Origin of the sequence: Serratia sp. JKS000199, from assembly GCF_900215455.1 — a bacterium.
Classification (GTDB): domain Bacteria; phylum Pseudomonadota; class Gammaproteobacteria; order Enterobacterales; family Enterobacteriaceae; genus Serratia; species Serratia ureilytica.
In genome coordinates, this window is sequence record NZ_LT907843.1 from 1288576 (window position 1) to 1313740 (window position 25165).

Here is a 25165-nt window from a genome sequence, read left to right on the forward strand (position 1 = left end):
CTCATGTTAATTCTCAATGTATTGGTGGTATTTTAATTTATTGATATTTATGATTTTTGTAATTAATATGATTTGAGTGTAAATAAGGTGTTTTTATTTTTACGGCGACAGGGCATAATGCGCGGAAATTAAATTCATGACCTGCAAAATAAAAGGAATCATTATGCTGACGCAAGAAATGACTCAAAAGCTGAATGAGCAACTGAATCTGGAGTTCTACTCCGCCAACCTGTATCTGCAGATGAGCGCATGGTGCAGCGACAAAGGCTTTGAAGGCGCCGCCGCATTTCTTAAAGAGCACTCTCAGGAAGAGATGCAGCATATGCAACGTCTGTTCGACTACCTGAGCGACACCGGCTCTCTGCCGCTGCTGGGCACCATCGCGGCCCCGCCGGTGGCGTTTGAGTCGCTGGCGGACGTGTTCGAACAGACCTACGAACACGAGAAGCTGATCACCCGTCAGATCAACGAGCTGGCGCACGCGGCAATGTCCTCTCACGATTACTCCACCTTCAACTTCCTGCAATGGTACGTGGCGGAGCAGCACGAAGAAGAGAAACTGTTCAAATCCGTGCTGGATAAGCTGGCGCTGGTGGGCACCAGCGGCAAAGGCCTGTTCTTCATCGACAAAGACCTGAAGAAAATGGGCGCGATGGGCCAGGGCGGCAACGGCCAGGCCTGATCCCTGACTGAACATTGAAAAACCGCGCGCGGGCGAGCCTGACGCGTGGTTTTTTTTACCCTGCGTTTATCGCGGTTATGCGGCGATACGTGCTGCCGGATCGCAAAATGCCAGTGATGCGCTCGACTTGCTGAGGCGTGCTCGTTATGATTTACCGCGATACGCTACAGGGATGGTAGAGTCAAAACAGCGGGTTAGCCGATACAACCCGTTTTTCTGTTTACCCGTGGCGCAATCATTTGCGGTGGGTTGGGGCCGCTGATACATCGCCTTGGCTGTGGCCTTAACCCTTATGACCCTCTTTATATTGTTAAGGGATACCACTGTGATCGGTAAAATTCGTTCCTCCTGTCGCCTGCTTTCCACCGTTTTCGTCCTGTTCGTTGGCTTGTCTTCACAGCAAGCGTTGGCGCACGCTCACCTGAAAGTGGAAACGCCGAAGGCCGACGCCAGCGTCAGCCCGGCGCCGAAGGCGCTGACTCTCAGCTTCTCCGAAGGCATCGAGCCGAACTTCAGCGGCGTGAAAATCACCGGCCCGGATAACGCCGTGGTGAAAACCGGCAAGCTGCAGCTCGATCCGAACAACAACACCCAGGTCAACGTGCCGATCGAAGGCGAGCTGAGCGCGGGCAAATACAACGTCAGCTGGCATGTGGTGTCGGTCGACGGGCATAAAACCAAAGGCCAGTACAGCTTCACCGTAAACTGATCGTGAGTTTGGCGACCCTGTTCGTTCTGTGTCGCTTGGTGCACTTTGCGGCGGTGATGCTGATGTTTGGCATCAGTCTGTTCACCGCCTTATTGGCACCGCAGCGCCTTTCCCCGATCCTCTCCCGCGATGTGCGTCCGCTGCTGCTTGCCGGCACCTGGATTGCCGGGCTTTCCGCCGTGGCGCTGCTGGCCATTCAGGCCGGGCAGATGGGCGACGGTTGGCAAGACGCCTGGCGGCTGGAGGTTTGGTGGGCGGTGCTCGGCACCACCTTCGGCGAAGTGTGGCGCTGGCATCTGGGCCTGTCGCTGCTGGCGATCCTGAGCCTGCTGCTGCCAAAACGGCCGCGCGCGCAGGCGTTGGCGCTGTGCTCAGCGCTGCTGCTGGTGAGCCTGGCGTTCATCGGCCACGCGGCGATGCACGAAGGCGCGCTGGGCGCGCTGCACCGCGCCAACCATGCGGCGCACCTGCTGGCCGCCGGTTACTGGTTCGGCAGTCTGGCGCCGCTGCTGGTTTGCCTGCGCTACCTGCAGCCGCCGCAGTGGCGCAGCGACGCCATCACCACGCTGATCCGTTTCTCGCGCTGGGGGCACCTGGCGGTGGCGGCGGTGATTGTTACCGGCATCGTCAACAGCCTGATCATACTCGGCGGTTGGCCGCTTAATCTCAGCTCGCCTTATCAGCGCCTACTGCTGATCAAAACCGCGCTGGTGGCGCTGATGGTGATGGTGGCGCTGGCCAATCGCTACGCCATCGTGCCGGCGATGAGCCGCGTACCGGCGCTGGCGCAGCGCGGGGTGGTGCTGGCCTGCTGGCTCGAAGTCGGGCTGGGGATGGCGGTGCTGCTGCTGGTCAGTTTATTTGCAACCTATGCGCCGGTTTGACATTTCAGCTTGCCGCAGGCCGGCAAGCTGCGGGAAAATCGACGCGAATAGCAACCTTAAGGCCATCACATGAAATCGGTATTACTCAGCATTACGCTGCTGGCAACCGCGACCGGCGCGCTGGCGGCAGACAAACTGGTTAACATCACCAAACTGGAGTACGGCAAACAGTGGGCGTTCACCAAGGAAGAGGTGACGCTGCAGTGCCGCAGCGGCGGCGCGCTGTTCGTGCTGAATAACAGCACCCTGATGCAATACCCGCTCAACGACGCGGCGGAGCAGCAGGTGAAGAAGGGCCATCAGCGCGCGCAACCGCTGGACGTGATCCTGCTGGACGATCCCGCTGAACCGGGGAAAAAAATGAGCATGGCGCCGTTTATCGAACGCGCCGAGAAGCTGTGCGCTGACTAACCGCTTGTTTGCCAACGCCTTGCCCAGCGCGCGCAGATTGATGCGCATTTGCCGCATAGTTATTTCGTCACGAAACTATCACGCGGCCGCCGGGCGGCTGGCAAAACTGGCGCGGTAGGCTACTCTTAAAGTGCACGGCTGAACAAGCCCTGCATTAAATGCCAACTTTTAGCGCACGGCTCTCTCCCAAGAGCCATTTCCCTAGACCGAATATAGGAATCGTATTCGGTCTTTTTTTGTGTGATTGATTTATAAGTAAATTTCACCTAAGACGCCAGCAACAATCCCCGTTTCTCTTTTCGCGTCACAGCCATCAGCCCGAGCTCCCGTCTCACTCCCCAACCGCACACATCGCTAATTTGGCCGCACCAAAAGTCATTACGTCATCTATGGCGCTGATAAGCTTCGGCCATTGCTCCCATCAACGGTTTAACGAGAGTGTCATTATGGGAAATATCCCGGCATCAGGCGCTATAAAGGTAACCCGCAGTGAACGAGCAACTGAGTCAATTAAAGATGATGTTGCCCGGCTATCTCGAGGCGTGGCGTGAGGGGGTCTTACCCTCTGACTGGGAGCAGGTGGCTAATCCTGAAGTGATCGCCGCCCTGTTGGCGGAGTGGGAGGCGCTCAGCGAGTTGGCCTCTCGGTTCGACACCGCCACTGAAACACGCGCCGATGCCACCGCGTTTTGGCATGCGCGCGCCGAGCTGATGGCGCAGCGCAATCGTGAGCTGATGGCCCAACTGGCGACGCCAATCCGTTTGCCCAGCGCACGGGTGGCCTTTTTTGGCTATGTGAAAACGGCCGTGATGGACGCCAGGCAGGTTAAGGCGGCGATTCGCGATGCCGGTTTTATCGTTGCGGGCGGCGCTCCCAATAAGAACACGGCTTAACGCGGTTTCTTCTCAAATTTCTCGGCAAAAAAGAACCGCAGCAATTTATGGGTCCACAACAGGATGGCGCCGACCACCACCAGGGAGACGACGAAATGCGACAGATTTTTAGGCGCGGCGTAGCCGTGGGTAAAGGAGACCCCCGCGCCGCTGAGCAGCAGGGTGGCGATCCAGAAGCCGAGCAGCAGGCATAAGGTACGAAACAGTTTAAACATGGTTATCACCAAAAATACGGAAAGCACCGACCGAACGGAGAGGCTCAGCCGGGGCTTTGATTAATTAAAACCGCTTAGCGCGAACAGGTATTACCGCCTTTATTGCTATTGCAGTTGCTGCCGCTGTTTTTGTTGCCGCCTTTCCCCATGCCGACGTTGCCGCCGCCTTTGCTGCCTTCCTTGAAGCAGCCGCCGTTGAGCGCGCCCACCGCCAGGCCGCCAAGGCCGCCCAGAGAACCGGTGATCACGCCGTTAACGCAATCCGGCGAGGTGTGCTTGCCGTAGAATCCCTGATTGGATGACCCGCCCCCGTTCTTGTTGCCGCCGTTGTTGTTGACGCGGCCATTGCTGCCGCGGTTGTCGGCAAAGTTACCGGCGCCGGCGATCAGGTGAAAGTGTTTAGCATCGATCTCTTGCATAAAATTCCCTCTTTATCGATTCAGTTAAATTCAGTAAAGCTTGCGCAAGCCAGCTGTTTTTAACAGAAAAAATAGCGGGGGTAATTACCGGTTCGGATAAGAACAGGGGGTTTATTTTGCGATATTTTCCAGACTGATAGAGCACCGAGGAATGATATTTTGGGCGTGTGGATCCGTATCGCTATCCGTTCTCTTGAGCCGGTTAATTTGTTAGCATGGCGCCCCTGGATGACTATTGGTGCAGTACATTGAAAATTAAAGCGTTGTTATTTGTTGCGTTGGCCGCGCTGGCCGGCTGCAGCCAGGAGGGAACCTCGATGAATCAGCCCGCAAACGAGAAAGGCGGCCAAACGGAAGTGTTGTTGGTCAACAGCGCGCTGGTGGACTGCGTGGGCGTCGGCCCGATGAAGTGCATGCAGGTGCGCCGCTCCGCGCAGCAGCCGTGGGAGTTGTTCTATACCGGCATCGAGGGTTTCACCTTCGAACCGGGCTATCAGTATCGGCTGAAAGTGCGCGTCACCCCGGTGGAGAACGTACCGGCCGACGCCTCATCGCTGCGTTACACGCTGATCGAGCAGTTGGAAAAGAACAAGGCGTAATGGATCTACCTTGTCACCACCAAATGGCGTTTCATTTGGTGGTGACGACTTCAGGAAAGTTTGTCTTTTTTCTTTCTTCTGGAGGATTCGAAAGTGGCGAAGGCATGTGCAAGAGCAAACCCCAACGCACAGTAGCGTAGAGGCCAATTTTCTTTGGTCCATGTTTCAGAGTCAGCAATAAACATCGCGTTGCCGTTGGCAAAAAGGGTAAATTGCCAGCAAAGGATTAAAAAACATATCGTAACCAGAACGACATAACCCTTGGAACCCAGAGGCGGTCTGAAGCCGTATTTCACGGCCAGACAGGCCGCGGCAGCGAGAGTAGAAAGAATATAATATAAAGTTGGTTCCATCACTGTTCCTGGCTGCCTTTATAAATGGAATTAAGGGTTGAGACATCTGCGCCACCTTCAAGCATCAAGCTGGTTCTTCCCATGTTTCTCCAACCGCGAATATAGTCTGTATTGATGTAGCGAAATAATCGCCAGGCTTCTGGTTTCAGCGACAGTTTTAGTAAACCATAGCCTGATAACAGTAAGTCTACGCCACCTAACGCCATGTCTGCTGCTGAATGGGAATAGCCTAGCGTTGAAGCCGCAGAACGGTACATCATTCGGCCTGGACCAATAGTATTCTTGCCAAATAACAGCGTATAACCGTTTTCGTAGACATTATTGATGCCATTGATTAAAAGTAACGTTCCTGGAATGGCTCCGACGCCAGTCCAATCCAAGCCCACGCCGAGTAAAATTTGTGCTATTCCCGAGAGGAAGCCAACGCCGGCTAACACGTAGGTCACTACGGCGTCATGACTGACTTTCTTTCTCATTACGGCATAAGGTGTCACGGCGTCAGTTCGCAATAAGCGCTCTTGCTCAGAAAGCGATTGATATTCTTGCTTCATTTCTCTCATTGCAACATTCGCCGCTTCACCTACTTGTTGGCATTTTTGCAATTTATCATTCACAAAGCAGTGCATCTCATGTCTGAAGGCATTACCGACTGTCCGATCTTTTAAAAAGTCCCTATTAACGCGCTCTGAGAGTTCTAAAAGCATACGTCCTTGTTGACGAGCCATCGTTTGCGAGTAGGTATTTAAACGTTCCTTTAGTAACAGTGGATTATCCATTTTTCTTTGTTCCTCCCTGGATTTCGACCGAAAAACAGCCACACCATAACGCAACGCCAGAAGCATGATCAACTTTTGCTGATTTTAAGAGGGAAGGCTTGAACGCGCTGAGGGTGCGAAGCGTGGCGCGTGGAGGCATCACGATGCGGAGTTGGGCAACCCTGATCCCTCGACTAAACTGGTCTGTTCACTGCGCTTGTTTTCGCACTTTCTTAAGTATATCGAGAAAATCAGGTATATTGTCCTTCGGTTTTTAGCTACCAAGAAAAAATTACTATGATTATCAAACCTAAAATTCGTGGTTTTATCTGCACCACCGCTCACCCGGCAGGCTGTGAAGCCAACGTCCGTGAGCAAATCGCCTACGTTAAGTCGCGCGGCGAACTGAAAAACGGGCCTAAAAAGGTGCTGGTCATTGGTGCATCCACCGGTTACGGTCTGGCCTCGCGCATCAATGCCGCTTTCGGCAGCGGTGCGGCCACCATCGGCGTATTTTTCGAGAAGCCTGGCAGCGAAGGCAAAACCGGTTCCGCCGGTTGGTACAACTCCGCCGGTTTCGACAAGGCAGCTAAAGAAGAAGGCCTGTACGCGAAAAGCATCAACGGTGACGCATTTTCCAACGAGTGCCGTCAGACCGTTATCGATCTGATCAAGAAAGACCTGGGTCAGGTTGACCTGGTGGTTTACTCGCTGGCTTCGCCGGTGCGTAAGATGCCGGAAACCGGCGAAGTGGTGCGTTCCGCACTGAAGCCGATCGGCGAGCCGTACAAATCCGTCGCGCTGGACACCAACAAAGACGTGCTGGTTGAGGCCGTGGTCGAGCCGGCCAACGAGCAAGAAATCGCCGACACCGTGAAGGTGATGGGCGGCCAGGACTGGCAGCTGTGGATGGACGCGCTGGACGAAGCGGGCGTGCTGGCGGATAACGCGCAGTCTGTCGCTTACTCCTACATTGGTACCGATCTGACCTGGCCAATCTATTGGCACGGTACGCTGGGCAAGGCGAAAGAAGATCTGGATCGCGCGGCGCACGCCATCAACCAGAAGCTGCAGGCCAAAGGCGGCGCGGCTTACGTTGCGGTGCTCAAGTCGGTGGTGACGCAGGCTTCTTCCGCCATTCCGGTGATGCCGCTGTATATCTCCATCGTGTTCAAGATCATGAAGGAGCAGGGCATTCACGAAGGCTGCATCGAGCAGATCCAGCGTCTGTTCGCTACCAAGCTGTACAGCGGTGCGGCGCCGGATACCGACGAGAAACACCGTCTGCGCCTGGATGACTGGGAACTGCGTGACGAAGTGCAGGAAACCTGCCGTGAAATCTGGAAGCAGCTGAACGACAGCAACATCAACGAACTGACGGATTACCAGGGCTACAAGGCGGAATTCCTGCGCCTGTTCGGCTTCGGTCTGCAGGGCGTTGATTACGATGCCGATCTGAGCGGCGAAGCCAACTTCGATGTGATCGAACTGGTCTAAGCGCGTCGAGCGGTCAAACAAGGTCGGGTTAGCCCGGCCTTTTTTATTGTCCGCGCGTTGGCGACCACCGCCTGACTCATCAGTCCACTTGATCATTGACAGCAATAAATTATCGTTTTACGATAATTTATTGCTGTTGATTAAGGGATAGAAAATTATGGGCGCTGCGCCAAGGATCCATCTGCCGCTGTATGTGCGTTGTCTGTGTTTGCTCATTATGGCGATGCTGATCGTCAGCACCGGCGTTGAGATGTTCATCATCGTGCGGGACTGGCTGCAGGGCGTAGCCTATCGCGATATCGTCGCCTCTTACCGGGAATATTACCCGGAGCTGCTCGCCTACGCGATCCCGCAGCAACGCTGGGCGCTGTTCGCCACGCTGGTTATCGACATGCTCGGTTATTTGCCCTATTACAGCGCGCTGCTGTGCGGCGCCGGGCTGTTTTATCAATTCTTCCGCGGCAACGTATGGCATCGCAACAATATGGTGCTGTTGCAGATCATTGGCATCTTGCTGATCGTCGATGTGTTGTTCCCGTCGTTAGCCGGTCTGCTGCAGGTGATGGTATTGACCGCCGATGAAAAAATGCTGTTTATCCTTTATTATGGCGTCAATAGCGAGTCGGTGCGCTCGCTGATCGTAGGCTGCGCAATCCTGGTATTTAGCCGGGTATTTCTGGAAGCGTTGCGGCTGAATGAAGAACAGCTTTCTTTCGTGTGAGAATAGAGTGGCAATAATCGTAAGTCTTGATGTCATGTTGGCCAAAAGGAAGATGCGTTCAAAGGAGCTGGCGGAGCAGGTGGGGATCACCGAGCAAAACCTGTCTCTGTTGAAAAACGGCAAGGTCAAGGGAGTCAGGCTGGAAACGCTGGACAAGATCTGCCGCATTCTCGACTGCCAGCCTGGCGATCTGCTGGCCTGGCAGCCGGACGGCGAAGAGTAAGATCCCAGCGCACTCGGAAGTGCGCTGAGCCTGCTGGCCCATTTCTGCGATTAGCGTTGTCTTATTGAACGATATTTGTTTGATTCAGGTTAATTAAAATAACGGGTGATTAACACTTGCTTATTCTTTTTGTCGCAGGCGATTGCATGCGGCGAAAGTTATTAAACTAAATAAACTCGTTTTTCATTTACCGTCACTACCAATAGCGTTATTTTAAGGGAAATAGTATGACATGGCGTAATTCTCTTCTGGCATTGTGTCTTGTATTAAACGGATGCAGTGCCATTCACCCCACTGTTTCATCCTCATCCTCCTCCACTCACTGGGGGAATTGGGGGACACCGCAGCCCGCAACGCGAGAACAGAAACAGCGCATTATCGCCGGCGAATCCGCCGCTGCCGTACTGAATGAAGGCCGGGTCGGTATCGGCGGTACGCTGGACTGGTCGAAAATAGGGGGGCGCTAACCGCCGCTCTTTATTCGGCGGGGCGGCAGACGTTATCTCAAAGATATTGTGGAACGGTTTATTATTAATTCGTTACTCTGTTTTTCCGATGCGTTATTTATCTTTAAACGATGAATCTCTGCTTGTTGAATATATATCAACATACCCAGACATCCTTACAGGAGTTTTCAATGGCAAAGCGTATTGTCGCCATGTTGATAATGTCGTTGTTGAGTCTGCAAGCAAATGCGGCCCGTTACGATCGGCAATGCGAGGGAATTTCTCCCGTGCTGTTTCAGAAGAAATTGAAAGAGCTGGCGCATGGCCTGCGACAAGAGATGGCTGAGCCGACCCCGCCCACGGAGAATGAGGCCGAAACCCTGGCGCGTCTGGCGGAATGCGATGCCGAAAACGCGAAAGCGCCGGCGACGGGAGGGCAACATGCGCCCGATCCCGCGGAGCCTCAGGTGTCTTCACTCAACGGCTGTTGAACGGTTCTCTGCGTCGTTTTTCGCGGCGCGCCCCAGTCGGCTTATTCATGGAGCTTGTGTATTGAAACTACCTTCGTTAATCGCTGCGGCGCTGGCGCTGCTGGCCTCATTTTGCAGTCAGGCGTTCATCGATCGCCATTCCTCGCCCGGCGCCTCGACGGAAAGTCCCTCTGCGGCGGGGTGTCCGGCGCGGCTGGATGGCTTGTTGCAGCATATTTGGTTGGCTGAACAGATTCAGGCGGAGCGCATGCAGCTGGCGCTGCTGCGTGCGGAGCGGGAAGCGTTGGAAATCCGGTTGCAAACGCAGGAAGCGGCGAGACCTTCCGCACAGGGGCATCAGAGCGCCCGATCGGCCTGTGAACAGGGTGCCGATATCGTCCGTTGCCTGTCGCTGCGTCTGCGGCGGACGTCTCTGACGGGGCCGCATCGGCCGTTTGTCGGCGTTTATTGCCGCGCCTGGCTGAATGGCCGGCCGCTGAATTGCTAAAGATGAGAACAGGGATTTGTCAGGAGTTTATCGATGAAAAGGCTAGTGTTGGTCGGCGTGGCCCTGTGTTGCGCCTGCTTTGCGCAGGCGCGGGTGGATTTGGAATACCACGCGGCGCCGCCGAAGGACAATAAAGTCCCCGAGGAGTACCAGAAAAAACGCAGCGCGCTGCGCCACAAGGTGTGGAATGTCGACAGCCTGACGCAGGCCAATGAGCAGGCGATTGCACGCGAACAGCAGCGCGAGGCCGCAGAAGCCGCCAAGCGGCAGCAGCGACACCTGGAGCAACAGCAGAAAAAGCAGCGCTGCCTGCGGATACACTCGAAAGATCCTCACCGCGAGGCGAGGTGTTACATGTACAACTTCTAGCTTTCAACGTCCGGGCGCTTGCAGCGCCCGGCGTCGTTTATGCCGGGCGGCAATGCTCTTTCAGCATGGCGATCGCGTCCGGCTTCAGCTGATATAGATAAACCGGGCGGCCCGTCGCGCCGTACAGAATGCGGGTGCCGAGAATGCCGCTTTCCGCCAGATAGATGAGGTACTTGCGGCAGGACACCCGCGAAATGCCGATGGCGTTGGCCAGGTTGTCGGTGGAGAATTCGCTGTCGTGCTGCTGTTCTATCCACTCGCAGACCGTGCTCAGGGTGATGCTGGTCAGGCCCTTCGGCAGCTTTTTGCTCTCCTGGCCGCCGGGCTGGCGGCGCAGCAGACTGTCGACGTCAGCCTGCGAAAACTCGCGCTGCGCCAGCAGCTGCGACTGTTGTCGATAGTGGCTGAGCGCCTCTTTGAAGCGGCTGAACTGGAACGGCTTGATCAGGTAATCCACCACGCCGTAGTGCAGCGCCTTTTGCACTGTGTTTACATCGCTGGCGGAAGAGATGATGATCACATCGGTCTTCTCGCCGAGCTCGCGCAGGCCGGGCAGCAGATCCAGCCCGTTCTCCTGCTGCATGTAGATATCCAGCAGCACCAGATCGATGCTGACGCTGGCGTCGGCCAGCAGGGCGCGCGCCTGGCCCAGGGTGGCGACCGTCGCCTGGCAGTGAAAACCGCCGATCTGGCTCAGGTAATATTTGTTCAGCTCCGCCACCATCGGGTCGTCGTCGACAATCAGTACGTTAATCATGGGTTTCGCTCTTGGCCTGATAGGGAAGGTGCACGAAAAATTGGGTCAGCTCGCCCGGTTCGGACTCGACATCGATGCCGCCGCCCAGTTTCTCCAGATGGCTGCGGATCAGCGCCAGGCCGATGCCGCGTCCCGTTCCCTTGGTGGAAAATCCGTGTTCAAAGATGTGCGCGGCGATCGCCGGATCGATGCCGGGGCCGTCGTCGCTGACGATACAGTGTAATTGATCGTCGTGGTGATGGAAGCTCAGGCCGATCTCGTGGCCTTCAACGCCGTCGATGGCGTCGATGGCGTTTTCGATCAGGTTACCGAGCACGCTGATCAGCACGTGCGTGGTTTCCGCGTCGTCGGTTTCCGGCAGCAGGCTGGTTTCCTCGATGGTCAGTTCGATGCCGGCTTCGTGAGCGCGGCTGATCTTGCCGATGAAGAAGCCCGCCACTTCCGGCGAGTGGATCTTGCGCAGCAGCGCGCCGATCTCTTCCTGGTAGTTGCTGGCGGTATTGATGATGTAGTTTTCCAACTGCTGATAAGCCTTCATGTGCAGCATGCCGAGTATCACGTGCAGCTTGTTCATAAATTCGTGCGACTGCACCCGCAGGGCATCGGCGTAGTGCGCCATGCCGCTCAGGCGCTGCAGCAGCCGGCTGACCTCGGTCTTGTCGCGGAAGGTGGCGATGGCGCCGGTCACCTGGCCGTTGACGATCACCGGCACGGTATTGGTCAGCAGTTCGCTGCCGTTGAAGCTGATCTGTCGATCGCGCAGCGGCTTGCCGCTGGCCAGCACTTCCGCCAGATGCAGCTGCGCCGGCCAATGCTTGCTGGCGGCGTCCAGCAGCAGGTTTTCCACCGGGCCGCTCTGGCGCAGCAGGCGCTTGGCCTCGTCGTTGACGATGGTGATGCGGGAATCATTATCGACCGCGATCACGCCTTCTTTAATCGACTGCAGCATGGCGTTGCGCTGCTCGAACAGGTTGGATATTTCGTAAGGCTCGAAACCCAGCATGATGCGTTTGAGCGCGGAGACCAGGAAAAAAGTGCCCAGGCTGCCGACCAGCGCGGCGAAGGCGATGGTCCAATAGATGATCCAGCGGCTTTCCGCCACCACCCGCTGCACGGTGTCCAGCGCGATGCCGAGCGCCACCACGCCGATTTGCCGCCGCTGCTCGTCATACACCGGCACGAACACCCGCAGCGCCGGGGCCAGCGTGCCGCGGTTGATGGCGCTGTTGACGTTGCCCTGCAGCGCCGGCGCCAGATCTTCGCCGATGAAATGTTTGCCGATCAGCCAGGGTTTGGGATGCGAATAGCGGATGCCCTGCATATCCACCACCACCACGAACAGCAGCTCGTTTTGATGGCGCACCTGCTCGGCGAAGCGCTGCACGGCGCCGCTTTGATCGCGTCGCTGCAGGCCGTCTATCACGGTGCTCGAGAGCGCCAGCGTGTTGGCGATAGCGATGGCTTTTTGCTGCAGCTGATCTTGCCCTTCGCGGCTCATCTGCACGAAAAACAGCGCGAACACCACCAGCAGCACCGAAGCGATGATGGCGGACACCATCAGCGTGATGGAGGTGCTCAGCTTGAGCGGCACCCGTTGTTTTGGCATGGCGGTTCTCCGAATGGCGATATCACGGCGTATTCTAGCGAGGAATGAGGCAAGCTGCAGTTACCGGCAGCAGGTTATAGCATGCTGCCGGGTCGCGAAGGGGTTATTTTAGTTACAAAAGCGGGTCACTGCTGGTGGTAGATCTCCAGCGCCTGTTGGCCGCTGGCGCCTTGATGGATGATCGCCATCAGGGCGCGCACCACCTGCGACGGATTGCTGTGTTGATACACGTTGCGGCCATAGACCATGCCGGACGCGCCCTGGGCCATCAGCGCCGCGGATTTCTCCAGCACCGGGCCCAGCTCCCCCTTGCCGCCGCCGCGCACCAGCGTCGGGCAGCGCGCCGCTTCCACCACGCGGTGGAAATCTTCCACCCGTTCGGTCGGGTCGGCCTTGATGATGTCGGCACCCAGTTCGCGCGCCAGCCGCACCAGCGGCACGATCTTTTCCACGTCGCCGAGCGACCCGTAGGCGGCGCCCTGGCCGGCCGGGGCCATCACCAGCGGTTCGATCATCAGCGGCATGGCGTAGCGATCGCAGGCGTGGCGCAGGCGGCCGATGTTCTCTACGCACTGGCGGAAAATGCCGGGTTCATCCGGGATCATATACAGGTTGACCACCACCGCGGCGGCGTCCATTTGCAGCGCGGCGAGGATCGGCGCTTCCGGGTTGTGCAACACCGCCCACATCTCACGGTGGCGCGCGGCGTTATAGGCGTTGCCGACGTCGGTGCGCATCACCAGCGCCGGCTTTTCGCGCTGCGGCGCGCGCTGCAGCAGCTCCGCCTGGCCGTAGTTGACCTGAATGGCGTCGGGGCGCGCGGCGATCAGGTTGCCCATCACCCGTTCGATATCTTCCAGACCGATTAAGAAATCCGGTTCGTTGGCGATGCCGTGATCGATCGCCACATCCAGGCACTTGCCGTTATTGAACAGGCGGTTCATCCGCACCTTACTGCTGAGCTGCATGTCAGGTCCTCCTGAGATAGGGATATGTCCATTATTGCCGAGTAAGGATGGTCGGGAAACGCGGAAACCGCAAACTGCGCGCCCGCTCGCAGTTTTTGCCGACGCCCGGCGTGGCGCACGCGCGGGGCGCGTTACCCGATGGCTTTCACTGCATTTGTTAGATCCGTGTCATGTTTTTGTTAATAAGCCATTCCAAAACGCATGTTTCGCTTGTTTGGGTTAAAAAGTTTCAATAATCTCAATTATGAAATAAATATTTAAAAAAGCGGCGAAGACGCGGCTTGCTCTACCAGGGGTTTATTTCAATTGATTGTTTTTAATCTGTTTTGAGATATCGATCACCATTTTGTTCACGGCCTTAATACGGTGATAACGCGGTAATTTCGCCGTATCAAAGGGATAACACCGACCGTAATGTTGTTTGAATGTAAAAAATATCTTTCATTAGCTGTCAATCAACAGACCACTTCATTCTAACGATTAAAGGGTAACGAACATGAAGCTGAAGAAACTGATCGCCGCCTCCGTACTGATGTGCATGCTGCCGGCCAGCGTGTTGGCGAAAGACATCAAGATCGGCGTTTCCATGGCTTACTTCGATGACAACTTCCTCACCATTCTGCGCCAGTCGATGCAAAACAAAATGAAAGCCGACGGCAACGTCAGCGGCCAGTTCGAAGACGCCAAGGGCGACATCGCGCAGCAAATTCAACAAATCGAAAACTTCGTCAGCCAGGGCGTCGACGCCATCATCCTCAACCCGGTGGATACCCAGGGCGTCAAGCCGATGATCAAATTGGCCGAGAACGCCAAGATCCCGCTGGTGTTCGTCAACCGCAAGCCGGAAGTGACGCTCCCGGCCGGCATGGCCTACGTCGGCTCCGATTCCAAGCTGGCCGGCAAACTGCAGATGGAAGCGTTGGCCAAGCTGATGAACGGCAAGGGCAACGTGATGATCCTGATGGGGGAATTGTCGAATGAATCGACCCGCGACCGCACCCGCGGCGTGGAAGAGGTGGCGGCCAACTATCCCGGCATCAAGATTGTCGATAAGCAAACCGCCAAGTGGACGCGTAAAGATGCGGTGGATATCACCACTGACTGGGTGCTGACCGGCCAGCAGATCGACGCCATCGCCTCCAACAACGATGAAATGGCCATCGGCGCCATCCTGGCGCTCAAGCAGGCTAAAAAGTCCGGCGTGCGGGTGGCCGGCGTGGATGGCACGCCCGATGCGCTGGAATTCATCAGAAAAGGCGATCTGGCGCTGAGCGTGTTCCAGGACGCCAAAGGCCAGGGCGAAGGCGCGGTGCAAACCGCCGTTCAGTTGGTGAAAGGCGAGAAGGTGGAGAGCAACGTGCTGATCCCTTATCAGTTGATCACCCAGGCCAATTACCAGCAATTCGCCGATAAAAACAAAAAATAAGCCTTGAAGCCTGCCGCAGGCGCTCCACCTGAGCGCCCGCCGCAGAAAACGTGGGTCAGTGCGGAGGTAAGCGGTATGTACCCTTATGTTCTTGAGGCCGAAGGCATCAGCAAGCAGTTCCCCGGCGTCAAAGCGCTGGATAAGGTCTCGATTAAAATCAAACCCGGCAGCGTGCACGCGCTGATGGGGGAAAACGGCGCGGGCAAGTCGACGCTGATGAAATGCCTGATCGGCATCTATCACCCGGATGAGGGCTCGATCAAAATCAAAGGCCGGCCGGTGACCTTCAGCGACACGCTGCAGGCGCTGCATTCGGGCATTTCCATGATTCACCAGGAGCTGAACCTGGTGCCCTACATGACGGTGGCGGAAAACATCTGGCTGGGGCGTGAGCCGGCGCGGCTGGGGTTCGTCAACCACGAACAGCTGAATGAACAAACCCGCGAGCTGCTGGCGCGGCTGAACATCAAACTGCGGCCGGAAACGCTGGTGGGCGAACTGAGCATCGCCAGCCAGCAGATGGTGGAGATCGCCAAGGCCGTATCCTACAACGCCGACGTGCTGATCATGGATGAGCCGACCTCGGCGCTGACCGAAGGTGAAGTGGTGCACCTGTTCGCCATCATTCGCGAGCTGCGCGAGCAGGGCAAGGGCATCATTTACATCAGCCACAAGATGGACGAAATCTTCGCCATCACCGACGAAGTGAGCATTTTCCGCGACGGCACCTTCATCGCCTGCGACAAAACCGAAAATCTGACCAAACAGTCGCTGATCACCATGATGGTGGGGCGTGAGCTGACGCAGATGTTCCCCAAATTCAACAACAACATCGGCGAGGAAGTGCTGCGGGTGGCCGGGTTGCGCCGCAGCGGCTGGTTCCACGAGGTCTCGTTCAGCGTCAAACGCGGCGAGATCCTCGGCGTCGCCGGGCTGGTGGGCGCCGGACGCAGCGAAGTGATGGAAAGCCTGTTCGGCATGCACCCGGCGGACGGCGGCGAGATCTTTATCGAAGGCCAGGCGGTGAAGGTGGATTCCCCGGCGAAGGCGATCGAGAGCGGGCTGGCGTTTCTCACCGAAGATCGCAAGAAGTCCGGCCTGTTTCTGGTGCTGTCGGTGGTCGAAAACATGAGCATCGTCAACCTGTCGGAATACATCGGCAAGAACGGCTTCGTCAGCCATGTGCAGATGGCCAAAGACTGCATGGCGCAGATCAAGAAGCTCAACATCAAAACGCCGACCATGGATCAGATCATCAATAACCTCAGCGGCGGCAACCAGCAGAAGGTGCTGATCGCGCGCTGGCTGCTGGCGCAGCCGAAAATCCTGATACTCGACGAACCGACGCGCGGCATCGATGTGGGAGCCAAAGCGGAAATCTACCGCCTGATCAGCGAGCTGGCCAACCGCGGCGTCGCCATCATTCTGGTGTCTTCCGAGCTGCCGGAGATCCTCGGCATGAGCGATCGGGTGATGGTGATGCACGGCGGCCGCATCACCGGCATTTTGGACAAAGACGACGCGGACCAGGAAAAGATCCTGGCGCTGGCCTCAGAATAACGAAGGGTGAACATCATGAGTAACGTAAAGATTGAGAAGCCGCTCTCCGCCGATTCAACGGGCAAGGGATCGCTGTTCTCCGGGCTGAGCGGCAAAATGCCGAAAGACACCGGTATTTTCATCGTGATGCTCGGCATTGCGCTGATCTTCGAAATCCTCGGCTGGTACATGCGCGATCAGTCGTTCCTGCTTAACCCGAATCGCCTGCTGCTGATCGTGCTGCAGGTGGCGATCATCGGCATCATCGCGGTGGGCGTCACCCAGGTCATCATCACCACCGGCATCGATCTCTCATCCGGTTCGCTGATTGCGTTGACCGCGGTGGTGGCGGCCAGCCTGGCGCAGACCTCGGACAGCATTTCGCCGATGTATCCGGGGCTGCTCGATCTGCCGGCGGCGATCCCGATCGGTGCGGGGATCGGGGTGGGCATCGTCTGCGGCTTTATCAACGGCTTCCTGATCACCCGCACCGGCATTCCGCCGTTCATCGCCACGCTGGGGATGATGGTATCGGCGCGCGGTCTGGCGCAGTACTACACCAAGGGCAACCCGGTCAGCTTCCTGTCGGATGGCTTCACGGCGATCGGCCAGGGCGCAATGCCGGTGATCATCTTCCTGGTGATCGCGGTGATCTTCCACATCGCGCTGAAGCACACCCGTTATGGCAAATACATCTACGCCATCGGCGGCAACATGACCTCGGCGCGGGTTTCCGGCATCAACGTCAATAAGTACCTGGTGACGGTTTACACCATCGCCGGCGGGTTGGCGGGGCTGGCGGGCGTGGTGCTGGCGGCGCGCGTCAGCAGCGGCCAGTCGAGCATGGGCATGTCCTATGAGCTGGACGCCATCGCCGCGGCGGTGATCGGCGGCAGCAGCCTGATGGGCGGCGTCGGGCGCATTACCGGCACGCTGATCGGCGCGGTGATCCTCGGCCTTATCAAAAGCGGCTTCACCTTTATCGGCGTCGATTCTTACATTCAGGACATCATCAAAGGCGTGATTATCGTCGCCGCCGTGTCGATCGACATGCGTCGCAACCGCAAAAAACACTGATTGCCGTGAATTGCCGCCGGCGCCAAGGTTGGCCGGCGGCGTTTTTTTACCCGGGGGGACACATCATGAACTTTCTGAAAGGGCTGTGGCTGGCGGCGGCGCTGTGCGCTTCCGCGCCGGCATGGGCGCAAACCATCGGCGTATCGATGGCCTATTTCGACCAGAACTTCCTCACCATTATCCGCCAGGCGATCGACAAGGAGGCCAAAGCGCGCGGCATTACCGTGCAGTTTGAGGACGCGCGCGGCGACGTCGGCCGCCAGACCGATCAGGTGCAGAGCTTTATCAGCGCCGGGGTGGACGCGATTATCGTCGATCCGGTCAACTCGGCCAGCACGCCGGTGATGACCAAAATGGTGCAGGCCGCCGGCGTGCCGCTGGTATACGTGAACCGCACGCCGGGCGACGCCAGGCTGCCGCAGGGGGTGGTGTTCGTCGGCTCCGACGAGCGGGAGTCCGGCACGTTGCAGATGGAAGAACTGGCGCGGCTGGCCAACTATCAGGGCAATGTGGCGGTGATGATCGGCAACCTGACCGACGCCGGCGCGCTGCAGCGCACCAAAGACGTGGAGCAGGTGGTGGCCAAATACCCGAAGATGAAGGTGGTGCAGAAACAGAGCGCCAACTATTCACGCAGTGAAGGTATGGACCTGATGATGAACTGGCTGACCAACGGCGAAACGATCGACATCGTCGCCGCCAACAATGACGAGATGGCGATCGGCGCGATCATGGCGCTGCAGCAGGCCGGCAAAGCGGACAAGAACGTGCTGATCGGCGGCATCGACGCCACGCCCGACGGCCTCAAGGCGCTGGCCTCCGGCAAGATGCAGGTCACGGTGTTCCAGGATGCGGTCGGCCAGGGCAAGGCGTCGGTCGATGTGGCGCAGCGCATGATCAACGGCGAAAAGCTTGAGCCGTATTACTGGATCCCGTTCGAGTTGGTGACGCCGGCCAATCAGGAGAAATACGCGGCCAAACCGTGAGTTCGCCGTCGGATCCGCGTTGCCGGGGCGCTGCTTGCAGCGCCTTTTTCATGGCGCCAATTGCATGTCCGCTTGCGGCCAGCGCGGCGCGGGATCTTGCCTCACACTGAGGCTCTTTTACGGTGTGAGGATAAGAGATGAACGCATTGAACGGTAAGGTGGCGGTGATTGGCGGCGCCAGTTCGGGGATCGGGCGGGCGGCGGCGCTGTTGTTCGCCCGGCAGGGGGCGACGCTGGTGCTGGGCGCCCGGCGCGAGCGGCTACTGGCTGAACTGGTGGGGGACATTCGGCGCGAGGGCGGCCGGGCGTTGGCGGTAGCCGGTGACGTGCGCGACGAAGCCTTCGCCGAACGGTTGACGGCGACGGCCGTCGATGAATTCGGCGGGCTGGATATCGCCTTCAACAACGCCGGCACGTTGGGGCCGCTGGGGCCGTCGCTGGCGCTCAGCGCGTCAGAATGGCGCGACGTGCTGGAAACCAACCTGTCCAGCGCTTACTACAGCGCCAAATATCAAATCCCCGCCATGCAGGCGCGCGGTGCGGGCTCGGTGATCTTCACCTCCACGTTCGTCGGCCACACCGCGGCGTTTCCCGGTACGGCGGCCTATGCGGCCAGCAAATCGGGGCTGATCGGCCTGACGCAGGCGCTGGCGGTGGAATTTGGCGGACACGGCATTCGGGTGAACGCGCTGCTGCCGGGGGGCACCGACACGGCGATGGGGCGGCAGATGAGCAATACCCCGGAAGCATTGGCGCAGGTGGCCCAGCTGCACGCGCTGAAGCGGTTGGCGATGCCGGAGGAGATCGCGCAGGCGGCGCTGTATTTGGCGTCTGACGCTTCCTCGTTCGTCACCGGCACCGCAATGCTGGTGGACGGCGGCGTTTCCATCCAGCGCGGCTGAGGCTGTCATCGCCCGTGGCCAGGCGCCACGGGCCCTACGCGCGGCGTTACCAGCCTTTGACGGCGTCGCCCTTGTAGATTTCGGCGGCGCTGGCCGCCACTTCATCGGTCTGATAGGCCTTGACCAGATCCTTCACTTTCTCGCTGTCTTTGTTGTCGATGCGGCTGGCGAAGATGTTGACGTAAGGCGAGTTTTTGTCCTCGACAAACAGCCCGTCCTTCGCCGGCGACAGACCGATCTGGCTGGAATAGTTGGTGTTGATGATCGCCAGCGTCACCTGCTGGTCGTCCAGCGCGCGCGGCAGCTGCGGCGCTTCAATCTCGACGATTTTCAGCTTTTTCGGGTTGCTGACGATGTCCAACGCGGTCGGCAGCAGGCCGACGCCGTCTTTCAGCGTAATCAGCCCCTGTTTTTGCAACAGCAGCAGCGAGCGGCCCAGGTTGGTCGGATCGTTCGGCACTGCCACCTGCGCGCCGTCCGGCAGTTGGCTGAGCGCGGTGATTTTCTTCGAATAGCCGGCGATCGGGTAGACGAAGGTGTTGCCTACTGCCGCCAGCTTGTAGCCGCGCTCCTGCATCTGTTTGTCCAGATACGGCTTGTGTTGGAAGGCGTTGACGTCCAGATCGCCGTTGTTCAGCGCTTCGTTCGGCAGCACGTAATCGTTGAAGGTCACCACCTCCACGTCCAGATCGTATTTCTGTTTGGCCACTTTCTGCACCACCGCCCACAGCGACTGATCGATGCCGGCGCTGATGCCGACCTTGATGTGGTGATCGTCCTGTGCGGTCGGGCCGCAGGCGGTCAGCAACAGCGTGCCGGCGGCGGCCAGCGCCAGCGTGAGGTTTTTCAGCGTAAATGTCATTTCCCCAGGGTCCTTGTCAACATTGCCTGCTAATTTAGGCGGGCAGAATAGTGGCAGTGACTGTAGGTAATCGCTGAGCTAAAACAAAATACTGATTCACTATGACTAATAGCGATTGGCTATGAGTAGCCGCCGCCCGGCGCGATGCGGATTGCTTTGACGGCGAATCGGCGGGCTTATTATGATAGCCGCTGGCCCGCGAGGGCAGACTGGGTACTGAAACGAAGGAAAAGACAATGCGATTGAACACTTGGAGCAAGGCGCTGCTGCCGCTGGTGGTGTTGGCCTGCGTCTCGGCGACTCAGGTTCGGGCGGCGGAGAGCGATACCGGGCCGATCCCTAAACAGCTGCTGGGCAACTGGCGCGTCAGCAAAATCGTGCCGACCCAAACCACCGGCTGCTGGGATCAGCAGCAGGCGCAGAGCCTGATCGGCGGCAAGATCAGCTATAAAGCGGATGCGTTCAGCTGGAACGGCACGGCGCTGAAAAGCGAGGGGGCTACCGTCAGCACCGTAGAGGCGCAGGAGTTTGTCGAGGACAACGCCGGCAGCAGTTCCTACATCGATTTCCCGATGCTGGGCATCAGCACGCCGTCGGTCGAGCGCGTGGCCATTCAGCATGCCGATATCGCTATCAAAGGCATCACCGATCAAGGCACCGAAGGGGTGCCCGGCGACAACGTGCTGGTGAAAGACGCCAACACGCTGATCCTGTCGTTGTGCAACGTCTGGTTTGAGGCGCAGCGCGAGAAGTAATTTCTGCCTTCAGCCCCGGCAACGGGGCTTTCCCACCGCATCACCTCCCGCCACGAGTGCCATTTCTGAACTAAAATTAACCATAACGATATGACCCCGGCGTGATATCGGAGCCTCGGCTCTACCGAGTCCATGACAGGAGGCGCTATGTGTTACCACCATATTGTCATCGCCACCGATCTGAGCGATGACGGCAAACGGCTGGTCGAAAAGGGGGCGCTGCTGGCGGAAGCGCTGAAGGCCAAACTCTCGCTGATCTATGTGGACGTTCATTACGACACCTACCACGCGGCGATCGGCTTTTCTGAGCGCAGCGACGACGGCGTGCCGTTCGAAGAGAAGATCCGCAAAGAGCTGGAACCCACCACGCAAAACGTCAATTACCCGATCGCGGAAGTGATTATCGGGCGCGGCGGCTTCGTTGACGAACTGCGCACGGCGATCGTGGATAAAGACATCGATCTGCTGGTGTTCGGCCATCACCACGATCTGTGGAGCAATCTGTTTTCTTCCACCCGCAACGCCATCAACCAGTTGAATATCGACGTGCTGGTGATCCCGATCCGTTCATAAGCGCGATCATGCCTCGTCCATTCACTCCGCGCTGCGGCGCGGAGTTTCTTTTGCAGCAAAAAATGCCTTGCTCGGTTGCATAATACATAAGTGAATACTAATGTGTTTGTATGAACGAAAATGACATCTTCAAGGCGTTGGCCGATCCGACCCGCCGCTGCATCTTCGACAAACTCGCCGCCGGCAGCATGAACGCCAGCGCGCTGCGCGAAGGGCTGACCATCAGCCAGTCGGCGATGTCGCAACACCTGGCGGTGCTGCGCAATGCCGGACTGGTGCGCGAGGCGAAACAGGGGCGCTTCGTCAATTACCAGGTCGACCCGGAGGGGCTGGCGCAGATCGCGCAGTGGCTGGCGAAGTACCGTGCTTACTGGCCGGCGCGCATCGACGCGCTGCAAACCTTGCTGAAGGACATGGATCAATGAACAAACAGGCCGAGTCGCCGCCGCAGGAACGGCTGGTGTTGGAATATTCGCTTGATGCGCCGCCGGAAAAAGTGTGGCGAGCGCTCAGCGTGCCCGAATTGCGCGAGCAGTGGCTGCCGACGGGAGATCTGGCGCAGGCAGAACCGTTGGCCGCCACGCCGGGCGAAGCGGTGAGCTATCGCCTGCGCGACGACCAACCGCCGTTTCTCGAAAGCGTCGTCACCCTGCAGATCGTGCCGGACGCCGGCGGCGGCAGCCTGCTGCGGGTGATCCATCAGCTCGACGCCGCCAACGATGGCCCGACGAAGGTGATGCGCGCCGCCTGACGCGTTAAACACCTTTCTCTTTGTTGCCAACCCAGGAGTTCACCGATGCGTGAGAAGATGATGCTCGTCCCGATGGTGGTGGAGCAGACCAGCCGGGGAGAACGTTCCTTTGACATTTACTCGCGCCTGCTGCGCGATCGGATCGTGTTCCTCAACGGCGAAGTCAACGACGACGTGGCCGAAATTCTGTGCGCCCAGCTGCTGTTTCTGGAAGCGGAAAACCCGGAAAAACCGATTCACCTGTACATCAACTCGCCGGGCGGGGCGATCACCAGCGGGCTGGCGATTTACGACACCATGCAGTATATCCGCGCCCCGGTGCATACGCTGTGCATGGGCACCGCGCGCTCGATGGGGTCGTTCCTGCTGATGGCCGGTGAGCCGGGGCACCGCATGGCGCTGCCCAACGCCAGCCTGCATGTGCACCAACCGCTGGGCGGCTTTCAGGGGCAGGCGTCCGACATTCTGATCCAGGCAGAGGAAATGAAACGCACCAAAGACCGGGTGATCCGGCTGTATGCCCAACATTGCGGCCTGAACGAAGAGGAAGTGGAGCGGGTGTTGGATCGCGATCGCTTTATGACCGCCGACGAAGCGGCGGCCTGGGGATTGATCGATCGGGTATTGCGGGCGCGGTGAGTGTCGGCTCCGATAGCGGAATGAAGGGGGCAATATCACTCGATTATTGGTAGGTGAGCGCCGTTGAGGTGATCCAGCCACGCTGACCGGCACATTCGCCGGTAATGATGGAGATTTCTTTCCATTCCGCATTGCCGATGTCCATTGCAGCGCTTTTACCTGTCAATGCGACCTGTGTGCCGGCGATGAGCTGGCAAATATGTTTGGTGGGTTCCAACAAGTTACCCATATTGGGTTGAGCAATTAAAGGCATCGGCCGCTTCAGCACTAGCTGAGGCGCTTTTTCACCCGGTGTGTTAGTGATGGTGATATTTCCGCTATTACTACCAATCGTCGTATTCGCGCTGCCATTAACGAACTGACTGCGTGTTTCCGTTGAAGATGAAAAGGCAGAATAACCAGCGAAGAGGGTGCCGATAATGGTGGCTATGCCCGCGAGGATGGTGAGTTTATTTTGCAAGATATTTCTCCAGAGATATTTATTATATTGATGTTTGGTAAATATACCTTTCTCAATAAAATGGGTAAAGCGTAAATGAAAATATAATCCATCATATTTAAAAATGCATTTATGTTTAATTATTCACTTGGAATATAACTACAAATGCGTGTCATTCTCATTATTGCATTTGGTTGTTTCCTTATGTTAATAAACCAAGTTGGGAGAAATGTTTCATCTTTCTCACAATCATTCACGCGGGGATGTTTATTTTTTCTTTATTTAACAGTAAGGTTAGCCATTTTTTGTCTCGCTTTTGCACACTTCACGTTGCCTCTTTTTTTGAACCAGTAATGTCTTTTTTTCTTCATGGCTAATTGTTATGAATTTGTTATTGATCACAAATTAAGCAATTTCGTGTTGCCATTGCCTTGTCTATACAACTATATACTTAAGGGGAAAGTAATGTTCAATAATCATCTTAACTTTTCGTGGTTAACTTTTTCAGGTGTTTAATTTTACGACTTAATAATGTCTAAGCATTAATTCATTTTTAATTTGAATGAAATTGATGGGTTGAATGTCAATTTGCCGTATATCACGTGCCAATCGGGATTTTACGCTTCAAGGAGATAATCGAACATGAAACTTGGCGCATTTTTAATGCCGGCACATCCGCGTTATCGCTCGTTGCACGATGGGCATTACCACGATCTTGATACCTTGAGGTTTTTGGACAAAATCGGTTTTGATGAGGCTTGGATTGGCGAGCATTATACGATGCCGGCTGAACCGTGCCCTTCTCCAGATTTGCTCATCGCTCAAGCCATTTTGCAGACTGAGCGCATAAAATTGGCGCCGGGCGCCTTTATGCTGCCGTTTCATCATCCAGCCGAGTTGGCTCATCGCATTTGTTGGCTGGATCATATATCGAAGGGGCGATTAATGGTGGGAATTGGCGCCAGCGGTACCACGTTGGATCTCGACATGTTCGACATAGATCATAAGTCGGGTGTGCATCGGGAGATGACGGCAGAATCGATAGCGATCATGATGCGATTTTGGAATAGCGATGGGCCATTCGAATTTAAAGGTAAGTATTGGACAGCGCGTCGGCCGGCGGATCAGTGGGATAAAACCTCCGGTTATCACCTCAAGCCCTATCAATCACCCCATCCGCCAGTAGGCGTGACCGGCCTTTCACCTTCATCCTCGACGTTAAAGATTGCCGGTCGTAATGGCTGGATCCCTATCAGCTTTTGTTTTACGCCGCAGTATCTCCATACCCATTGGCAAGTTGTTGAAGAGGGCGCCGCATTGAATGGAAGGGTTCCTCCGGCCAGGGATACATGGCGTGTCAGTCGTCCTATTCTGATCGCCGACACAGATGCGCAAGCATGGCGGCTTGCTGTCGAAGGCGAAATGGGACGTTACTTTCGTGAGGATTACTTGCCGATGATCGCCGGCAACAAGGCGCTTGGTTTGTTCAAACATCACCCGGATGTACCCGACAGTGAAGTCACCGTCGAGTATTGCGCCAAGCATTGCTGGCTCCTTGGATCGCCGGAGACGGTACGTGAACGCATAGAAGAAATGCAATCGCTGTCTGGCGGATTCGGTGTGTTGCATGTCATGGGGTTCGATCATTTGGATGAATTGAAACCCGTACGTGAAAGCCATCGCGCATTGCAAGAGCTCGTCACGACGTATTTCGCCTGACCCAGACCGAA

The 25165-nt window shown here is 57.0% G+C and carries 32 protein-coding genes; 23 read left to right on the forward strand and 9 right to left on the reverse strand.

Going from position 1 to position 25165, the window contains the following annotated elements:
- The first annotated feature begins 163 nt into the window (after positions 1-163).
- The 5 genes from ftnA to CPH57_RS06260 all read left to right on the forward strand — a co-directional run bounded on the left by ftnA (position 164) and on the right by CPH57_RS06260 (position 3580).
- A complete protein-coding gene (gene ftnA, locus CPH57_RS06240; protein WP_033642716.1) occupies positions 164-682 on the forward strand; it encodes a non-heme ferritin in 519 nt (172 codons plus the stop codon).
- A gap of 292 nt (positions 683-974) precedes the next feature.
- On the forward strand, positions 975-1391 hold the full coding sequence (yobA, locus tag CPH57_RS06245; protein ID WP_046686875.1) for a CopC domain-containing protein YobA: 417 nt from the start codon (positions 975-977) through the stop codon (positions 1389-1391).
- A 2-nt stretch (positions 1392-1393) separates the two neighbouring features.
- Complete coding sequence (gene copD, locus CPH57_RS06250) at positions 1394-2275, forward strand: copper homeostasis membrane protein CopD (RefSeq protein WP_072627805.1); 882 nt, start codon at positions 1394-1396, stop codon at positions 2273-2275.
- Positions 2276-2344: 69 nt separating this feature from the next.
- On the forward strand, positions 2345-2686 hold the full coding sequence (locus CPH57_RS06255) for a YebY family protein (protein ID WP_096242144.1): 342 nt from the start codon (positions 2345-2347) through the stop codon (positions 2684-2686).
- A gap of 489 nt (positions 2687-3175) precedes the next feature.
- Positions 3176-3580: a hypothetical protein gene (locus CPH57_RS06260; protein WP_072627801.1), complete on the forward strand. Its 405-nt coding sequence runs from the start codon at positions 3176-3178 to the stop codon at positions 3578-3580.
- Here the strand turns inward: CPH57_RS06260 and CPH57_RS06265 are convergent.
- Both CPH57_RS06265 and CPH57_RS06270 read right to left on the reverse strand, forming a co-directional pair.
- Positions 3577-3795: a hypothetical protein gene (locus tag CPH57_RS06265; protein WP_004940942.1), complete on the reverse strand. Its 219-nt coding sequence runs from the start codon at positions 3793-3795 to the stop codon at positions 3577-3579. The genes CPH57_RS06260 and CPH57_RS06265 overlap by 4 nt on opposite strands.
- A gap of 74 nt (positions 3796-3869) precedes the next feature.
- Positions 3870-4214: a hypothetical protein gene (locus tag CPH57_RS06270; protein ID WP_033642719.1), complete on the reverse strand. Its 345-nt coding sequence runs from the start codon at positions 4212-4214 to the stop codon at positions 3870-3872.
- A 248-nt stretch (positions 4215-4462) separates the two neighbouring features.
- Here CPH57_RS06270 and CPH57_RS06275 point away from each other — a divergent pair, with 248 nt between their 5' ends.
- A complete protein-coding gene (locus tag CPH57_RS06275) occupies positions 4463-4813 on the forward strand; it encodes a DUF4377 domain-containing protein (RefSeq protein WP_004940949.1) in 351 nt (116 codons plus the stop codon).
- A gap of 50 nt (positions 4814-4863) precedes the next feature.
- Here the strand turns inward: CPH57_RS06275 and CPH57_RS06280 are convergent, their stop codons facing one another.
- Together CPH57_RS06280 and CPH57_RS06285 are read right to left on the reverse strand one after the other, a co-directional pair.
- Positions 4864-5166, reverse strand: coding sequence for a hypothetical protein (locus CPH57_RS06280; protein WP_016928136.1), 303 nt, complete (start codon positions 5164-5166; stop codon positions 4864-4866).
- The gene (locus CPH57_RS06285) at positions 5166-5942 is read right to left on the reverse strand and encodes a DUF4225 domain-containing protein (RefSeq protein WP_157993238.1); all 777 of its coding nucleotides are present in this window, start codon (positions 5940-5942) and stop codon (positions 5166-5168) included. Before CPH57_RS06285 ends, CPH57_RS06280 begins: the two co-directional genes overlap by 1 nt.
- A 276-nt stretch (positions 5943-6218) precedes the next feature.
- On the opposite strand from CPH57_RS06285, the gene fabV reads away from it, so the two are divergent.
- From fabV to CPH57_RS06320, 6 genes are all read left to right on the forward strand, one after another.
- The gene (fabV, locus tag CPH57_RS06290) at positions 6219-7418 is read left to right on the forward strand and encodes an enoyl-ACP reductase FabV (RefSeq protein WP_033642722.1); all 1200 of its coding nucleotides are present in this window, start codon (positions 6219-6221) and stop codon (positions 7416-7418) included.
- A 157-nt stretch (positions 7419-7575) separates the two neighbouring features.
- Positions 7576-8139: a DUF2975 domain-containing protein gene (locus tag CPH57_RS06295; protein ID WP_033642723.1), complete on the forward strand. Its 564-nt coding sequence runs from the start codon at positions 7576-7578 to the stop codon at positions 8137-8139.
- Positions 8140-8146: 7 nt separating this feature from the next.
- Positions 8147-8362 carry a helix-turn-helix transcriptional regulator gene (locus CPH57_RS06300; protein ID WP_025302459.1) on the forward strand — a complete coding sequence of 72 codons (216 nt, stop codon included), beginning with the start codon at positions 8147-8149 and terminating at the stop codon, positions 8360-8362.
- A 637-nt stretch (positions 8363-8999) separates the two neighbouring features.
- Positions 9000-9299, forward strand: a complete 300-nt coding sequence (locus tag CPH57_RS06310) for a hypothetical protein (RefSeq protein WP_033642724.1) — start codon at positions 9000-9002, stop codon at positions 9297-9299.
- A 61-nt stretch (positions 9300-9360) separates the two neighbouring features.
- On the forward strand, positions 9361-9786 hold the full coding sequence (locus tag CPH57_RS06315; RefSeq protein ID WP_050440156.1) for a hypothetical protein: 426 nt from the start codon (positions 9361-9363) through the stop codon (positions 9784-9786).
- A 33-nt stretch (positions 9787-9819) separates the two neighbouring features.
- On the forward strand, positions 9820-10155 hold the full coding sequence (locus tag CPH57_RS06320) for a hypothetical protein (RefSeq protein ID WP_033642725.1): 336 nt from the start codon (positions 9820-9822) through the stop codon (positions 10153-10155).
- A 37-nt stretch (positions 10156-10192) separates the two neighbouring features.
- Here CPH57_RS06320 and dcuR read toward each other — a convergent pair whose 3' ends face one another.
- The 3 genes from dcuR to CPH57_RS06335 form a co-directional block, all read right to left on the reverse strand.
- A complete protein-coding gene (dcuR, locus tag CPH57_RS06325) occupies positions 10193-10912 on the reverse strand; it encodes a two-component system response regulator DcuR (protein WP_033642727.1) in 720 nt (239 codons plus the stop codon).
- Positions 10905-12518: a sensor histidine kinase gene (locus CPH57_RS06330; RefSeq protein WP_033652021.1), complete on the reverse strand. Its 1614-nt coding sequence runs from the start codon at positions 12516-12518 to the stop codon at positions 10905-10907. Before CPH57_RS06330 ends, dcuR begins: the two co-directional genes overlap by 8 nt.
- A 125-nt stretch (positions 12519-12643) precedes the next feature.
- On the reverse strand, positions 12644-13486 hold the full coding sequence (locus CPH57_RS06335; protein WP_033642729.1) for a class I fructose-bisphosphate aldolase: 843 nt from the start codon (positions 13484-13486) through the stop codon (positions 12644-12646).
- 496 nt (positions 13487-13982) lie between these two features.
- Here CPH57_RS06335 and CPH57_RS06340 point away from each other — a divergent pair, with 496 nt between their 5' ends.
- From CPH57_RS06340 to CPH57_RS06360, 5 genes are all read left to right on the forward strand, one after another.
- A complete protein-coding gene (locus CPH57_RS06340) occupies positions 13983-14912 on the forward strand; it encodes a sugar ABC transporter substrate-binding protein (RefSeq protein ID WP_033652022.1) in 930 nt (309 codons plus the stop codon).
- 75 nt (positions 14913-14987) lie between these two features.
- Complete coding sequence (locus CPH57_RS06345; RefSeq protein WP_096242145.1) at positions 14988-16472, forward strand: sugar ABC transporter ATP-binding protein; 1485 nt, start codon at positions 14988-14990, stop codon at positions 16470-16472.
- A 15-nt stretch (positions 16473-16487) separates the two neighbouring features.
- Positions 16488-17528, forward strand: coding sequence for an ABC transporter permease (locus CPH57_RS06350; RefSeq protein WP_033652114.1), 1041 nt, complete (start codon positions 16488-16490; stop codon positions 17526-17528).
- Positions 17529-17593: 65 nt separating this feature from the next.
- Complete coding sequence (locus CPH57_RS06355; protein ID WP_033642732.1) at positions 17594-18514, forward strand: sugar ABC transporter substrate-binding protein; 921 nt, start codon at positions 17594-17596, stop codon at positions 18512-18514.
- A 137-nt stretch (positions 18515-18651) separates the two neighbouring features.
- Positions 18652-19416, forward strand: coding sequence for an SDR family oxidoreductase (locus CPH57_RS06360; protein WP_033642733.1), 765 nt, complete (start codon positions 18652-18654; stop codon positions 19414-19416).
- Positions 19417-19462: 46 nt separating this feature from the next.
- Here the strand turns inward: CPH57_RS06360 and metQ are convergent, their stop codons facing one another.
- Positions 19463-20278 carry a methionine ABC transporter substrate-binding lipoprotein MetQ gene (gene metQ, locus CPH57_RS06365; RefSeq protein ID WP_015377546.1) on the reverse strand — a complete coding sequence of 272 codons (816 nt, stop codon included), beginning with the start codon at positions 20276-20278 and terminating at the stop codon, positions 19463-19465.
- 236 nt (positions 20279-20514) lie between these two features.
- On the opposite strand from metQ, the gene CPH57_RS06370 reads away from it, so the two are divergent.
- From CPH57_RS06370 to CPH57_RS06390, 5 genes are all read left to right on the forward strand, one after another.
- Positions 20515-21033: a hypothetical protein gene (locus tag CPH57_RS06370; protein ID WP_033642734.1), complete on the forward strand. Its 519-nt coding sequence runs from the start codon at positions 20515-20517 to the stop codon at positions 21031-21033.
- A 147-nt stretch (positions 21034-21180) separates the two neighbouring features.
- Positions 21181-21606, forward strand: a complete 426-nt coding sequence (locus CPH57_RS06375; RefSeq protein WP_033642735.1) for a universal stress protein — start codon at positions 21181-21183, stop codon at positions 21604-21606.
- A 110-nt stretch (positions 21607-21716) separates the two neighbouring features.
- Positions 21717-22031, forward strand: coding sequence for a helix-turn-helix transcriptional regulator (locus CPH57_RS06380; RefSeq protein ID WP_033642736.1), 315 nt, complete (start codon positions 21717-21719; stop codon positions 22029-22031).
- A complete protein-coding gene (locus CPH57_RS06385; RefSeq protein WP_096242146.1) occupies positions 22028-22357 on the forward strand; it encodes an SRPBCC domain-containing protein in 330 nt (109 codons plus the stop codon). Before CPH57_RS06380 ends, CPH57_RS06385 begins: the two co-directional genes overlap by 4 nt.
- Before the next feature lie 45 nt (positions 22358-22402).
- Positions 22403-22996, forward strand: a complete 594-nt coding sequence (locus CPH57_RS06390; protein ID WP_096242147.1) for an ATP-dependent Clp protease proteolytic subunit — start codon at positions 22403-22405, stop codon at positions 22994-22996.
- 43 nt (positions 22997-23039) lie between these two features.
- Here CPH57_RS06390 and CPH57_RS06395 read toward each other — a convergent pair whose 3' ends face one another.
- Positions 23040-23456: a hypothetical protein gene (locus CPH57_RS06395; protein WP_046686881.1), complete on the reverse strand. Its 417-nt coding sequence runs from the start codon at positions 23454-23456 to the stop codon at positions 23040-23042.
- 621 nt (positions 23457-24077) lie between these two features.
- Between CPH57_RS06395 and CPH57_RS06400 the strand changes: the two genes are divergently transcribed.
- The gene (locus CPH57_RS06400; RefSeq protein WP_046686882.1) at positions 24078-25154 is read left to right on the forward strand and encodes an LLM class flavin-dependent oxidoreductase; all 1077 of its coding nucleotides are present in this window, start codon (positions 24078-24080) and stop codon (positions 25152-25154) included.
- The last annotated feature ends 11 nt before the right edge of the window (positions 25155-25165 follow it).

Excerpts from the sequence above, each read along its gene's own strand:
- CPH57_RS06355 (WP_033642732.1), top strand. The coding sequence starts at position 17,594 with ATGAACTTTCTGAAAGGGCTGTGGCTGGCGGCGGCGCTGTGCGCTTCC.
- metQ (WP_015377546.1), bottom strand. The coding sequence starts at position 20,278 with ATGACATTTACGCTGAAAAACCTCACGCTGGCGCTGGCCGCCGCCGGC.
- CPH57_RS06400 (WP_046686882.1), top strand. The coding sequence starts at position 24,078 with ATGAAACTTGGCGCATTTTTAATGCCGGCACATCCGCGTTATCGCTCG.
- CPH57_RS06340 (WP_033652022.1), top strand. The coding sequence starts at position 13,983 with ATGAAGCTGAAGAAACTGATCGCCGCCTCCGTACTGATGTGCATGCTG.
- fabV (WP_033642722.1), top strand. The coding sequence starts at position 6,219 with ATGATTATCAAACCTAAAATTCGTGGTTTTATCTGCACCACCGCTCAC.
- CPH57_RS06335 (WP_033642729.1), bottom strand. The coding sequence starts at position 13,486 with ATGCAGCTCAGCAGTAAGGTGCGGATGAACCGCCTGTTCAATAACGGC.
- CPH57_RS06310 (WP_033642724.1), top strand. The coding sequence starts at position 9,000 with ATGGCAAAGCGTATTGTCGCCATGTTGATAATGTCGTTGTTGAGTCTG.
- yobA (WP_046686875.1), top strand. The coding sequence starts at position 975 with ATGACCCTCTTTATATTGTTAAGGGATACCACTGTGATCGGTAAAATT.
- ftnA (WP_033642716.1), top strand. The coding sequence starts at position 164 with ATGCTGACGCAAGAAATGACTCAAAAGCTGAATGAGCAACTGAATCTG.
- CPH57_RS06285 (WP_157993238.1), bottom strand. The coding sequence starts at position 5,942 with ATGGATAATCCACTGTTACTAAAGGAACGTTTAAATACCTACTCGCAA.
- CPH57_RS06270 (WP_033642719.1), bottom strand. The coding sequence starts at position 4,214 with ATGCAAGAGATCGATGCTAAACACTTTCACCTGATCGCCGGCGCCGGT.
- CPH57_RS06255 (WP_096242144.1), top strand. The coding sequence starts at position 2,345 with ATGAAATCGGTATTACTCAGCATTACGCTGCTGGCAACCGCGACCGGC.
- CPH57_RS06280 (WP_016928136.1), bottom strand. The coding sequence starts at position 5,166 with ATGGAACCAACTTTATATTATATTCTTTCTACTCTCGCTGCCGCGGCC.
- CPH57_RS06265 (WP_004940942.1), bottom strand. The coding sequence starts at position 3,795 with ATGTTTAAACTGTTTCGTACCTTATGCCTGCTGCTCGGCTTCTGGATC.
- CPH57_RS06350 (WP_033652114.1), top strand. The coding sequence starts at position 16,488 with ATGAGTAACGTAAAGATTGAGAAGCCGCTCTCCGCCGATTCAACGGGC.
- CPH57_RS06380 (WP_033642736.1), top strand. The coding sequence starts at position 21,717 with ATGAACGAAAATGACATCTTCAAGGCGTTGGCCGATCCGACCCGCCGC.
- dcuR (WP_033642727.1), bottom strand. The coding sequence starts at position 10,912 with ATGATTAACGTACTGATTGTCGACGACGACCCGATGGTGGCGGAGCTG.
- CPH57_RS06345 (WP_096242145.1), top strand. The coding sequence starts at position 14,988 with ATGTACCCTTATGTTCTTGAGGCCGAAGGCATCAGCAAGCAGTTCCCC.
- CPH57_RS06385 (WP_096242146.1), top strand. The coding sequence starts at position 22,028 with ATGAACAAACAGGCCGAGTCGCCGCCGCAGGAACGGCTGGTGTTGGAA.
- CPH57_RS06295 (WP_033642723.1), top strand. The coding sequence starts at position 7,576 with ATGGGCGCTGCGCCAAGGATCCATCTGCCGCTGTATGTGCGTTGTCTG.
- CPH57_RS06320 (WP_033642725.1), top strand. The coding sequence starts at position 9,820 with ATGAAAAGGCTAGTGTTGGTCGGCGTGGCCCTGTGTTGCGCCTGCTTT.
- CPH57_RS06330 (WP_033652021.1), bottom strand. The coding sequence starts at position 12,518 with ATGCCAAAACAACGGGTGCCGCTCAAGCTGAGCACCTCCATCACGCTG.
- CPH57_RS06370 (WP_033642734.1), top strand. The coding sequence starts at position 20,515 with ATGCGATTGAACACTTGGAGCAAGGCGCTGCTGCCGCTGGTGGTGTTG.
- CPH57_RS06360 (WP_033642733.1), top strand. The coding sequence starts at position 18,652 with ATGAACGCATTGAACGGTAAGGTGGCGGTGATTGGCGGCGCCAGTTCG.
- CPH57_RS06390 (WP_096242147.1), top strand. The coding sequence starts at position 22,403 with ATGCGTGAGAAGATGATGCTCGTCCCGATGGTGGTGGAGCAGACCAGC.
- CPH57_RS06375 (WP_033642735.1), top strand. The coding sequence starts at position 21,181 with ATGTGTTACCACCATATTGTCATCGCCACCGATCTGAGCGATGACGGC.